Genomic DNA, 12341 nt, shown 5'->3' with positions numbered 1-12341 from the left:
TTAAATTTATTTAAAAATATTTGATATTGGGTTTTCTTATGGCAGATAAATTTTCTAAAAATATCTTAATAGCGATATTAATTGTAACTATTGTTATAGATATAATGGGGTTGGGATTAGTTTTTCCTATTATGCCGTCATTATTTTTTGACTCTAATGCAGTTACTTTTGGAGAAGTAGGTGGCAACTTTCAGAATTGGTATTATTCTATCGCATTAGCTTCATGGCCACTTGGATTAGTTTTAGGCGGTCCAATATTGGGAGAGCTTTCCGATAAGTATGGTCGAAAAATTGTGCTATTATCAGCCGTTTTCTGTACATCTTTATCCTATATGTTATCTGCTTATGCAATATATTCAGGAGATTATTTACTTTTTATAGCTAGTCGTTTCATAAGTGGTTTAGCAGGAGGTGCTTTTGAAATAGCACAAGCAGCCGTTATTGATATAAGTAGTGAAGAAGAAAAATCCAAGAATCTAGGCTTTATAACTATGGCTGCTTCATTAGGCTTTATTATAGGTCCTATAACAACAAGTTTCGCAGCTTCTATGAGTATTAGTCATACATTGCCTTTTTTTGTGGCGGCTATTATATCATTAGTGAATATGCTATTTATCTTTATTGTTATGAAGAAGGATTTACCTAAACATCCTGGATTAGTATTAACTATAGGAACTGTTTATAAAACGATATCTTTCTTGCTTTCAGATAAAAGGATAAGACTGGTTGGAGTCGCTTATTTATTGATGCAAGCTGCTTGGGGCTTTTATGGTCAAGGCATAGCATTATTTTTAAATGAAGTTTATAGCTATAACACTAGCATGACAGGTCTTTTCTATGCTGCTACAGGTTTAGCTGTTGCTATTTGTAGTTTATTTTTTCAGCCATATATTTTTAAAAAAATAACTCCTACAAAAGCTTTTATTATATTTGCTGTAATTTGTTCGATAGGATTAATATCAACTGCAATATTTGCAAATATAGGTATTCAATGGTTAATTGGTGTAGTTGGCTCTGCATCTCAGTTGATTTGTTATACAGCACTGTTAACTATTATTTCCTCATCTGTAACAGATCAAGAACAAGGCAAAGCTATGGGAGCTGCTGGAGCTGGCTTTGGTATGGCATGGTTTTTGAATGATATTATGATGGGCCATTTAGTTTCTAAATCTATATATGCTCCTTTACCTTTTGGTGGAGTTATGTTCATAGCTAGTATTTTTATGCTTTTATTTGCATTAAGAAAGCGTAATAAATCTAGCTAGTCATTATGCTATAATTTAAGAAGTTTTGTTTATATTTTAACTTCTAAATGCAATTAGTATCTTTAAAAAAGCTCAATTTATCTTTCGGTACACAGGAAATATTAAAAGATGTGGATTTTGATATTTCAAAAGGTCAAAGGATTTGCCTTATCGGTAGAAATGGTACCGGTAAGTCTTCTCTATTAAAAATCATTGAAGGAAAAAACCATCCAGATAGTGGTGAAGTAATTATTCATAATAATGCAGTAATAGCTAGTATGATTCAGGATATTCCTAATGATATAAAAGGAGATGTTAAAAGCGTTATTCTTAGTGGGCTTGGAGAGGTTGGTGAAAAGCTTGTAGAGTATCAAGACATTTTGGCTAGCTTAGAGAGTTCTCCAGAAAATTTACATAAATTAGAGGATGTTCAAAAATACATAGATGAAAACCATGCTTGGGAATATATGAATGAAGCTGATGTGATTATTACAAAGCTTCAGCTTAATACTGATAAAAAGTTTTCTGATCTATCTGGCGGGATGAAACGTAGAGTAATACTTGCTAGAGCATTAATAAGAAAACCTGATTTACTACTTCTAGATGAACCTACAAACCATTTAGATATATCTTCGATAACTTGGTTAGAAGAGTTTTTGAAACAGTTTGCGGGAGCTATATTGTTTATTACTCATGATAGAAAATTTTTAAATAATGTTGCAAAGAGTATTATCGAATTAGATAGAGGCAATTTATATTCCTTTGAAGGAAACTATCTTCAGTTTTTAGAAAAGAAAGAGGCTATATTACAAGCTGAACAAAAATCTAATAAAGAGTTTGACAAAAAATTAGCTCAAGAAGAATCGTGGATCAGGCAAGGAATTAAAGCTCGTAGGACAAGAAATGAAGGAAGAGTACGAGCGCTTGAGAAAATGAGGTCTGAGCGAAAACAAAGAAAAGAGCAAATAGGTAAGATTGATATAAATGTTTCGGCTGGTGAAAAGTCATCAAGGAAAGTTATTGTCGCTAATAATGTAGGCCATAAATATCAAGAAAAATACCTTTTCAAAAATTTCTCTACAGAGATAGTTAAGGGCGATAAGGTTGCTATACTTGGGTCAAATGGTTGTGGCAAAAGTACTTTATTAAATATTTTATTGGGTAAATTAAAACCATCTGATGGTAGTATTGAGCAAGCATTTAATCTTCAAATAGCTTATTTTGATCAATTACGAGATCAGTTGGATGAGAAGTTAAACATTATGGATAATGTTAAAGAGGGCTCTGACTTTATCCAAATTAATGATAAATCAATACATGTTATAACATATTTACAAAAATTTTTATTTTCCCCAGATAGGCTTCATGCTCCTATCACTCATCTTTCAGGAGGGGAGAAAAATAGATTACTCCTTGCAAAGATACTTTCTAAACCTAGTAATATTATTGTATTAGATGAACCAACAAATGATCTTGATATAGAAACTCTAGAAATATTAGAAGAGATGTTGATTAATTATCAAGGAACTATTCTTTTAATAAGTCATGATAGAGAGTTTATTAATAATATAGCCACTAGCACAATAGTTTTTGAAGAGCATGGTTTAGAAGAGTATATTGGCGGTTATGATGATTGGTTGAGACAGAGAGTTAAAACTGAAGCTTTAAAAAATCCTAAAAAAGAAGAGCCTAAAGTGCAACAGAAGCAGGAAAAAATAGAAAAGCAAAATCAACTAAATCATGAACAAAGAAAAACTCTTAAAAGCTTACCAGTCCAAATAGAAAAGCTAGAAAAAGGTATAGGGGATATTGAAGGACAAATGACTGATGCAGATTTTTATAAAAAATCAAAAAAAGAGATTCAGTTAGTTCAAAGTAAGTTAAATAAATTAAATAAAGATTTAGAAGAAAAATTTTTACTTTGGGAAGAGCTCCTAGCACTAGAATAATTAAGAGGAAGTTATGAATAAGAATGATCTTAGAGAAGAAAAAAAAGTACTTGCTATAACAAGTTTTGCAGAGTTTGCTGAAAGATATAGCTATTACATAATACAGTCTTTATTGATATTTTTTTTAATAGGAAAATTTAATATTTCACAAGAGCTATCAGCCTCTTTAGTTGGAACTGTTTTATCGATGGTTTATATTTCTGCCATTTTAGGAGGATATATTGCAGAAAAGCTAATTGGATACTATAGGGCAGGGATGTTAGGTTCATTTTTTATGGTATTAGGAACTTTTACGCTAGCAATATCAACTGATGAAAATTTACTTTTTTTAGGCTTGAGTTTTATTTCAATTAGTACTGGGCTGATTAAATCAAATATGGCTTCTTTTATTGGAAGATTTTATGATAAGTCATCTCTAACGGATGGTAATAGGGATTTTGGATTTAATGTTTTCTATGTTGGTATTAATTTAGGTAGTTTTTTTGCTTTATTTTTTGCGACTTCATTAAAAGATAATTATGGTTATAGTGCTCCATTTTATAGTAGCATGACTGTAAGTATAGTAATGTTCTTTGTTTTGATTATAGGTTTTGGTTTTCTTAAAAAACACATTATAGACCTTGTTTTAACAGGAAAGATTATTTTAAAAACGACAATATTAATTTTGATATACATACTTCTTCTTTTCTATATTTTTAAAGAGCCAGATGTTGCAAGTTTTTCAATATTTATAGCCTTTGTCGCATCTTCAATTATTATGTTTTTATCTGCTAATAAGGGAAATTACAAAAAGGTTCTAGTAGCTGGCGTATTTTTTGTGTTATCAATTATATATTGGGGGTTGTATTTTCAGATGTTTATCTCCCTCTTATTGTTTACAGATTATGCAGTTAATACAGCTTTGATTAATTCTAGTCAAATCTTAAGCATCGAAGCTTTAGGTGTTTTAATATTTGGATTTATTGTTGGGAAACTTTGGCTTTATTTAGCAAATGCGGGAAGAGAAGTTCAAGATATTGATAAGTTCAATATAGCTTTTATAATATTAGCTTTATCTTTTATAGTGATTTTAATATCAATACTAACAACTCCTATAGGTGCTAAAGTTACTGTTTATGGCTTCGTTGTAGGGTATTTTATTTTAGCATTATCGGAGTTGAGTTTATCTGCTATAGGTCTGTCATTAGTAACTAAAATAGCTCCAAAAGGCTTTGTTTCACTATACATGGGGATATGGTTAGTTACCCTAGGAATAGGTGGTAAATTTGGCGGTTATTTAGCTGGTTTTGTTTATATTCCAGAGAATGATATAAATTTAGCAAAAGCGAATATGAGTGATGGAATGGATATGTTTATAGTTATAGCTATCATAACATCGTTATTAATTCTTACTATAAGAAAACGAGTTAACAGAAACATATAATTACTTTATTTAACTTCCCAAGTATTTCTAAGAGTAACAGTTCTATTAAAAACTATATTTTCTCTTGAAAAATCTTTTTGGTCAGCAGTGAAATATCCAATTCTATTAAACTGAAAATGTTCTTCTGGCTTAGCATCTTCTAGAGATTTTTCTAATTTTGCATTTTTCATTAACTCAAAAGAATTAGGATTTAAACTATCCTCAATATTTTCAAATCTTCCAGGATTTTCATCATTAAATAATCTATCGTAAAGCCTGATCTCAGCAGTAACGCAGTTATTTGCATCTACCCAATGTATTATTCCATCAGGTTTTTTGTTATCGTCAGGTTTTTTACCCCCCAATGTTTCCGGAAGATAACTACATTTTAATTCGATAACTTTACCTGAAGCATCAGTAACTACTTCATTACAATCAATTACATAAGAGTTTAATAACCTTACTCGACCATTTGGGCTTAGCTTTTTCATTCCCTTTTCTAGCTCAAATACAAAATCTTCACTATCAATGTATATAGTTTCAGATATTGTTATATCCCTTCTTCCAAAATCTGGATCTTGAGGATGATTGGGAACATTAAGAGTGTGTGGTGACATATTAGCTATAGTTACTTTAATAGGATCTAGTACAGCATTTCTCCTATGAGCTTTAATATTTAAATCGCTTCTAATAGACTCCTCAAGTACAGAAATATCTATCAAAGAATCTTGTTTAGATATGCCAATCATATCACAAAAGTTTTTAATAGATTCTGGAGTGTATCCTCTACGTCTAAATCCTTTTAGTGTAGGCATTCTTGGATCATCCCAACCATTAACTAAATTTTTATCCACTAAATATTTAAGCTTTCTTTTACTTGTGATGTTGTAGTTAAGATTTAATCTTGAAAATTCAATTTGTCTAGGTTTTTTCTCGAATTCTGTTTCTTCAACAACCCAATCATAAAAAGGTCTTTGATCTTGAAATTCTAGTGTACATAAGGAGTGAGTTATTTTTTCTATAGCATCTTCAAGAGGGTGGGCAAAAGCATACATTGGGTATATACACCATTTATCGCCAGTTTTAGGATGTGCAGCAAATTTAATTCGATAAAGAGCAGGGTCTCTTAAATTTATATTTCCAGAAGCCATATCTATTTTTGCTCTTAGAGTTTTGCTACCTTCAGGAAATTCACCATTTTTCATTTTTTCAAATAGTTCTAAGTTTTCATCAATACTTCTATTTCTATATGGACTATTTTTTCCAGCTTCTTTAAGCGTGCCACGATACTCTCTAACTTCTTCAGCGGATAAGTCACAAACATAGGCTTTATCTTTTTTAATAAGTAATTGAGCTAATTCATACATTTTGTCAAAGTATTCAGAAGCAAAATAAAGGTTTTTACCCCAGTCAAAACCAAGCCATTTAACATCTTCTTTTATTGCATTTATGTATTCAATATCTTCTTTTTCTGGATTAGTATCATCAAATCTTAAATGGCAGGTAGCATTATATTCTTCAGCTAATCCAAAATTTAAGCATATTGATTTGGCGTGACCAATATGTAAATAACCATTAGGTTCAGGAGGAAATCTTGTTACAATGCTATTATGTAAGCCTGTCTCTAAGTCACTGTTTATAATGTTTTTAATAAAATTAGTTTTTTGCGCAGTTTTTTCATTGCTCATAATTAATTTAAATAGTAATTACTACTTTGATTGTAAATAGTTTACTTGATTAAACTTTTAATAGAATATATTTTTTGAAAAATGTTTTTTTAAGATATATAATCAAATTATCATCCTATATATGAAATTTCTAAAAGAAATCAATGGATTTATCCTCGAGTACAGATAATGAGTATCTGTGTACAATAAAAAATATATATCAAAATATAAGCACAAAAGAATTGTTAGAATATATCAAAAGTAGCAATGATAGTCATTATATACGGTCTGAAGGTAATGCTATCTTAGTTGATAGTGGAGAAATAAAAGGAAGATTACCAGAAGATAAATATATAGTTGAAACTAAATATGCTAAGAAGAACGTTTGGTGGAGTGATAAAGGTTCTGATAATAAACCACTTAGTAGAAATAATTGGAAGATAGTTAAAGAAAAAGTTCGTCAAGACATTTCTCAAAAAGATTTATTTGTTATAGATGGTTTTTATAATAATGATGTTAAAAATAGAATTGCTGTTAGATTTGTTACAAATGTCGCATGGGCAGCTTACTTTTTTAAATTAGTATCAATAGAACCTACTCAAGAGGAATTAGAAGATTTTTCAGCAGAGTGGACAATATTGCATTCACCCTCTACAAAGATTGAAGATTTTGCAGAATTAGGTTTAAATTCGCCAAATATAATAGCTACAAATTTAAAGCAAAGAGAAAGTATCATTGCTGGAACATATTATTTAACTGAAATTGATAAAATTTTACTTTCATCAATGAGTTATTATCTTTCTTTAACTAATATAGGTGTATTTCACTGTGCTGTAGGTATAGATAAAAGTGATAATACAACTATGTTCTTTGGATTGTCAGGAAGCGGTAAGACAACATTAGCTCTTACAAACAGAGAGTTATTTGCTAATGGAGCTACAGCTTGGGCAGATGATGGTTTACATAGTTTAGATGGTGGCTTTACTGTAAAAGCAGCCAGCTTTAGTAGAGAAAATCAAAATATTAAAGATATTCTCGAGGGACAAGCTTTAATTGAGAATCCAAATTTTGATGAACAAGGAAATATTATCTTTGGTTCTAAAACTAAGGGACAAAGTAATACGTATTTAGCATTCTCAAAAGAAAGCTTAACTAATGTTAAACTTGAATCATCAAATCCCAAAACAATTATTTTTTTAGTTAAAGATAGTAAAGGTGTATTGCCTAGAGTCTCTAAACTAACTAAAGGACAAGCAATCTATCATTTTTTATCAGGTTATACGTGTACTTCTATAGGAATAGAAAATGGCGTATCTGAACCTAAATTAGAGTTTTCTAGTTGCTATGCTCAACCTTTTTTATTATTAGAACCTACTAGATATGCCAAAATACTAAGACAAAGATTAAAAATGTCAGATGCTAAAATCTATATGGTTAATGTTGGTTGGATAGAAGGAGACTATACTACTGGTAGAAGAGCACCTGTAGATGAAACAAAAATGTTGGTTGATTATATTACTAATCCGAGTGAAAATGTTCAGTTTGTTTATAAAAGAGAAAAATATTTTAATTTTAAGTCTATTTCTGAGATTCATGATGGTGAGAAAGTAATTAAAGTAGATAATACATGGACAGATATAAGAGAATATAAAAAATCTTATAAAGCTTTAGCTAAAAGCTTTATAAAAAATTATAAATATCAGTTCCCAATAGATAATGAATTCTCTATGAAATATGAACAGTTTGGTCCTATTCTTTAATTATTTTTTCTATAAAAAAAAACATAAATATAATATAATTATTCTTAATATAGCTTTAATTTATATACTTTATATTGTATGTTAATTTGGATTTTTAATTGGCTATCTGGCTTTTGGCCAGCTTTAGCTATGTTTAGTGGTTATGTGTCTTTGAGAATTGTGATGATAGCAATAACCTCGCTCTTCATTACTTTGTTTTTAGGTTATCCAATGATTAGATGGCTGCAAAGGATGCAGATAGGTCAAGTAGTTAGGGATGACGGCCCACAAAGTCATTTTTCTAAAAGAAATACTCCGACTATGGGAGGAGTGCTTATTTTATCTTCAGTATTAATATCTTCATTGCTTTGGGGAGATCTAACTAGTATCTACCTTTGGATATTGCTTCTAGTTATAGTTTTTTTTGGAGCTATTGGATTTTTTGATGATTATTTAAAATTAGTATTAAAGCATCCAAAAGGTCTTAAATCACGTTACAAATTCGCATTACAATCAGTATTTTCAATTATATTAGCGATAGTTTTATTCTTTTTATTAGAGAAGAATGGGAAAATGCTTTTATCTATCCCTTTTACTAAAGATTGGGCTATACCAATAGGAATAGTGCTTTTCACTATTCTTACTTTTTTTATAATTAATGGAAGTAGTAATGCTGTAAATTTAACTGATGGCTTAGATGGCTTAGCTATTTTGCCGGTTGTTTTAGTGGCTGCTGGATTAGGTGTTTATGCATATATAGAGACTAATCATAGTTTAGCAAATTATCTTTTATTTGATTATTTGGGAAATAAAGGTTTAGCTGAGGTTGCAGTATTTTGTGCAGCTATTTGTGGTTCTGGTTTAGCATTTCTATGGTTTAACTCATATCCAGCTGAAGTATTCATGGGAGATGTTGGTTCTCTTACTTTAGGTGCTGTTTTAGGGGTTATAGCAGTTATGATAAGACAAGAGCTAATATTTTTTATAATGGGATTACTTTTTGTTGCAGAGGCAGTATCTGTAATTTTACAAGTTGGTTCTTATAAACTTAGAAAAAAGCGCATATTTAGAATGGCACCAATTCATCATCATTTTGAACTTAAAGGTTGGCCGGAAACTAAAGTAGTTATTCGCTTTTGGATAATTACAGTTATACTAGTACTTATAGGGTTAGCAGCAATAAAGGTTAGATAGATGCTAAGCTTTTTTTATAAGGACGTCTTAATAAATAAAATTCTTATAGTTGGATATGGATCTACAGGTAAGTCTGTAGAAGTCTATTTAGAAAAATATAATGTAGAAGTTCATATCTCTTCATCTGAAGCAGATTTTCTAGAAAAGAATTTAGAAACATATGACTTATTAGTAGTTAGTCCAGGTATTCCTTTAAATAAAAATCCATATAGTAATTTAGAAAATTATAAATCTAAAATAATAAGTGATATTGATCTATATTATGATGCTATTAAAGCTAAACAGATAAAGTTGATAGCTGTTACTGGCTCAAATGGAAAGAGTACCGTAGTAACTATGTTGGATACGGTTTTGAACAATTTAGGTTATAAAAGTATTTTAGTAGGAAACATAGGAACCCCCATTTTATCTAAGATTAATGATGATGTGGAATTTTGTGTGGTTGAAATATCTAGTTTTCAAATAGATTTGCTTAAAGATACTAAATTTGATGTATCTTGTGTAATTAATATTTCGCATGATCATCTTGATAGATATGATAGCTACCAAGAGTATATTGAGTCTAAGCTTAATTTAGAGAAGTTTAGTAGAGAATTCTTTGTTTATGATTTTGAAGGCAAAGGACTAAAGTATAATACAGTATTTTCTATCAGAAAATCTTGTATTTATAAGAAAGAAGAAAAGATATTGGCTCTTGAAGAGACAAAACTTTTTGGTCTACATAATCTTGAAAATATTATAGTTGTCTTGAGTATTTTAGAAAAGTTTAATATTGACCATAAAAAGGTTATAACAGAGCTTAAAGAGTTTGAAGGTCTAAAGCATAGATGTAATAAGATTGGTGAAATTAGAGGAGTTTCATACATAAATGATTCAAAGGGTACAAATGTAGGTGCAACAGTAGTTGCGATAGATAATTTAACAAACTCTAAAAATATAGTATTACTACTAGGTGGTGTTGCCAAGGGTGGAGATTTTTCTATAATGCAAAGAAGTGTTATAGGTAAAGTTAAGTTTATCTGTATCTATGGTAAAGATGCTGAATATATAAAAGTGCAATTAGAAAAGTATTTTTCTAATTTTGAAGTTTTAAAAGATATGAAGACAGCTTTTGCTAAAACAGTAAATATAGCAAGTAAAAATGATATAGTATTACTGTCTCCAGCATGTGCTAGTTTTGATGAATTTAGAAACTATGAGCATAGAGGAGAAGAGTTTATTAAACTTTTTAATGAATATAAAGAAAAGATTGTAAAGGATTAAAAGTGCTATATAGATTAAAGCTTTGGCTCACTAACCATAATGCAAAAAGAGAAAGAGTAAAAGCTAAATTAGAAATAGATATATCTATAGTTTTTGCGATGCTTGGACTTCTAGCATTCGGTTGGATTATGGTTACATCAGCATCTATGATTGTAGCTATGGATGATTATAATAATCCTTTCTATTATTCTATTAGACAAGGTTTTTTTGCTGTTGTTTCTATTTTTCTATTTTTATTAGCTTTACTTGTGCCAACAAAGAACTACGAAAAAAATCATAATGCTTTCTTTTTTATAATGCTTATTGTTTTAGTAGCAGTTTTAGTTCCAGGAATAGGTAAAAGTGTGAATGGTGCTAGAAGATGGATCCCTTTAATTATAATTAATATTCAGGTTGCTGAATTAGCTAAGTTATTGGCAATAATTTTTTTCTCAGGTTATATCGCAACAAATCTTGAGAAAATGTCTAATTTTAAAGAAGGTATTTTAACTCCAATAAGTATGCTGGGCTGTATTGCCTTATTACTTTTAATGCAGCCAGATTTTGGTTCTACAGTGGTTATTTCTATATGTGTTATGGGGATGCTATTTGTTTCAGGAAATAAAGTGCGCTGGTATGGATTATTATTGGGGATGATGGTAATGGCAGCAGCTACTTTAGTTGTAATCTCACCTTATAGAATGCATAGAATTACTGGCTTCTTACATCCATGGGAAAATGCTAATGATTCTGGTTATCAGCTTGTACAAGCACTTATCGCATTTGGTAGAGGAGAGTGGTTTGGTGATGGATTAGGTAATAGTATTCAAAAACAGTTTTTTCTACCAGAAGCTCATACTGATTTTATTACGTCAGTGATTGTAGAGGAAATTGGAATAATAGGGCTTATGATCTTATTAGCTGTTTATTTATTTATTGTTATAAAAGCCATAAATATAGCAAAGAATGCATATCAGTTAAAAAGATACTATCAGGCATTTTTATCTTATGGAATAAGCTTTTGGTTAGCATTTCAGGTTTTTGTAAATGTTGGGGTAAATACTGGTTTATTACCGACAAAGGGTTTAACTTTACCTTTTATAAGTTATGGAGGTAGTAGTTTACTTATTATGTGTTATACAGTAGGTATATTGCTTAGGATTGATTTTGAAAATAAGCTTTTAGCAGATACTATAAATCCAAAATATATTTATAAAAGAGTTAAGTAGCTGAAAATTGACCAGGTTTTTCTTCTATATTTTCAAATAAAAATTTTTGCATCTCTTCTTTTAAAAAGTCTTTAGCTTTTGGATCCATTAAGTTTAAACGATACTCATTAATTAAAATTGTTTGATGCGAAAGCCAAGATTGCCATGCTTTATTTGAAATTTCTTTTTTTATTCTAGCACCTAATTCACCAGGAAATGGCTGGTATGGTATAGAGTCAAGCTCTTCATTATACTTTTTGCAGAATACTTTTTCACTCATTTAAATCTCCTCTTTAAATACATTTTTTAGGTTTCGGTAATCCTGCTAATTTCGCAGCCTGAACAGCTGGGGATACAGGAAATAATATTTGTAAAAATAAACTGTTACCTATCTCATTACCATATTTATCTTTTAATGATTTAACTAGCTCTCGAACAGCAGGTGATTTATGATTCTTTTTATAATATTCTCTCAGGAAATTAATAATTATAAAATGCTTATCAGAAAGCTGGATTCCTTCTTGATCGGCTATCTGTTTACAAAAGTTTATATCCCAAGAATTAAAATCTAATAAAAAGCCTTCAGAGTCTATGTTGTAGTTATCCACAAATATGATAAAATTGTAGGTTAGATTATTAATATTTTGATTATAACAGAGAAGATTACTTGTTTTAATCATTAATCTTTTATTAAAG

Annotated in this window: 10 protein-coding genes; 7 read left to right on the top strand and 3 right to left on the bottom strand. The window is 29.8% G+C overall.

The window, feature by feature from the left end; translation table 11 throughout:
• Positions 1 to 38: 38 nt before the first annotated feature.
• From DNK87_RS02810 to DNK87_RS02800, 3 genes are read left to right on the top strand one after another with little or no spacing between them, the layout of a single operon-like run.
• On the top strand, positions 39 to 1265 hold the full coding sequence (locus DNK87_RS02810; protein WP_119330306.1) for an MFS transporter: 1227 nt from the start codon (positions 39 to 41) through the stop codon (positions 1263 to 1265).
• Between the two features lie 47 nt (positions 1266 to 1312).
• Positions 1313 to 3193 (top strand): ATP-binding cassette domain-containing protein, encoded by a 1881-nt coding sequence (locus tag DNK87_RS02805; protein ID WP_119330307.1) that lies wholly within the window; start codon positions 1313 to 1315, stop codon positions 3191 to 3193.
• A 13-nt stretch (positions 3194 to 3206) separates the two neighbouring features.
• Positions 3207 to 4616: a peptide MFS transporter gene (locus DNK87_RS02800; protein WP_119330308.1), complete on the top strand. Its 1410-nt coding sequence runs from the start codon at positions 3207 to 3209 to the stop codon at positions 4614 to 4616.
• Positions 4617 to 4621: 5 nt separating this feature from the next.
• Here the strand turns inward: DNK87_RS02800 and DNK87_RS02795 are convergent, their stop codons facing one another.
• The gene (locus DNK87_RS02795) at positions 4622 to 6283 is read right to left on the bottom strand and encodes a glutamine--tRNA ligase/YqeY domain fusion protein (protein ID WP_119330309.1); all 1662 of its coding nucleotides are present in this window, start codon (positions 6281 to 6283) and stop codon (positions 4622 to 4624) included.
• A 143-nt stretch (positions 6284 to 6426) separates the two neighbouring features.
• Here DNK87_RS02795 and DNK87_RS02790 point away from each other — a divergent pair, with 143 nt between their 5' ends.
• The 4 genes from DNK87_RS02790 to ftsW all read left to right on the top strand — a co-directional run bounded on the left by DNK87_RS02790 (position 6427) and on the right by ftsW (position 11666).
• A complete protein-coding gene (locus DNK87_RS02790; RefSeq protein ID WP_119330310.1) occupies positions 6427 to 8022 on the top strand; it encodes a phosphoenolpyruvate carboxykinase (ATP) in 1596 nt (531 codons plus the stop codon).
• Positions 8023 to 8100: 78 nt separating this feature from the next.
• Complete coding sequence (gene mraY, locus DNK87_RS02785; protein WP_119330311.1) at positions 8101 to 9195, top strand: phospho-N-acetylmuramoyl-pentapeptide-transferase; 1095 nt, start codon at positions 8101 to 8103, stop codon at positions 9193 to 9195.
• Entirely contained in the window at positions 9196 to 10458 is a 1263-nt protein-coding gene (gene murD, locus DNK87_RS02780) for a UDP-N-acetylmuramoyl-L-alanine--D-glutamate ligase (RefSeq protein ID WP_119330312.1), read from the top strand.
• A gap of 2 nt (positions 10459 to 10460) precedes the next feature.
• The gene (ftsW, locus tag DNK87_RS02775) at positions 10461 to 11666 is read left to right on the top strand and encodes a putative lipid II flippase FtsW (protein WP_119330313.1); all 1206 of its coding nucleotides are present in this window, start codon (positions 10461 to 10463) and stop codon (positions 11664 to 11666) included.
• Here the strand turns inward: ftsW and DNK87_RS02770 are convergent.
• Together DNK87_RS02770 and DNK87_RS02765 are read right to left on the bottom strand one after the other, a co-directional pair.
• Positions 11659 to 11925, bottom strand: a complete 267-nt coding sequence (locus tag DNK87_RS02770; protein WP_119330314.1) for an oxidative damage protection protein — start codon at positions 11923 to 11925, stop codon at positions 11659 to 11661. The genes ftsW and DNK87_RS02770 overlap by 8 nt on opposite strands.
• Before the next feature lie 13 nt (positions 11926 to 11938).
• Positions 11939 to 12253: a TusE/DsrC/DsvC family sulfur relay protein gene (locus DNK87_RS02765; RefSeq protein ID WP_119330829.1), complete on the bottom strand. Its 315-nt coding sequence runs from the start codon at positions 12251 to 12253 to the stop codon at positions 11939 to 11941.
• Between the last annotated feature and the right edge of the window lie 88 nt (positions 12254 to 12341).

The organism is Pseudofrancisella aestuarii, from assembly GCF_003574475.2.
GTDB lineage: Bacteria > Pseudomonadota > Gammaproteobacteria > Francisellales > Francisellaceae > Francisella > Francisella aestuarii.
This window is presented reverse-complemented; position numbering and strand designations above follow the sequence as displayed.

What these genes read in the sequence shown, in the direction of transcription:
- mraY (WP_119330311.1), top strand. Translation starts at nt 8,101, where the DNA reads ATGTTAATTTGGATTTTTAATTGGCTATCTGGCTTTTGGCCAGCTTTA.
- DNK87_RS02800 (WP_119330308.1), top strand. Translation starts at nt 3,207, where the DNA reads ATGAATAAGAATGATCTTAGAGAAGAAAAAAAAGTACTTGCTATAACA.
- DNK87_RS02810 (WP_119330306.1), top strand. Translation starts at nt 39, where the DNA reads ATGGCAGATAAATTTTCTAAAAATATCTTAATAGCGATATTAATTGTA.
- DNK87_RS02790 (WP_119330310.1), top strand. Translation starts at nt 6,427, where the DNA reads ATGGATTTATCCTCGAGTACAGATAATGAGTATCTGTGTACAATAAAA.
- DNK87_RS02795 (WP_119330309.1), bottom strand. Translation starts at nt 6,283, where the DNA reads ATGAGCAATGAAAAAACTGCGCAAAAAACTAATTTTATTAAAAACATT.
- DNK87_RS02805 (WP_119330307.1), top strand. Translation starts at nt 1,313, where the DNA reads ATGCAATTAGTATCTTTAAAAAAGCTCAATTTATCTTTCGGTACACAG.
- DNK87_RS02770 (WP_119330314.1), bottom strand. Translation starts at nt 11,925, where the DNA reads ATGAGTGAAAAAGTATTCTGCAAAAAGTATAATGAAGAGCTTGACTCT.
- murD (WP_119330312.1), top strand. Translation starts at nt 9,196, where the DNA reads ATGCTAAGCTTTTTTTATAAGGACGTCTTAATAAATAAAATTCTTATA.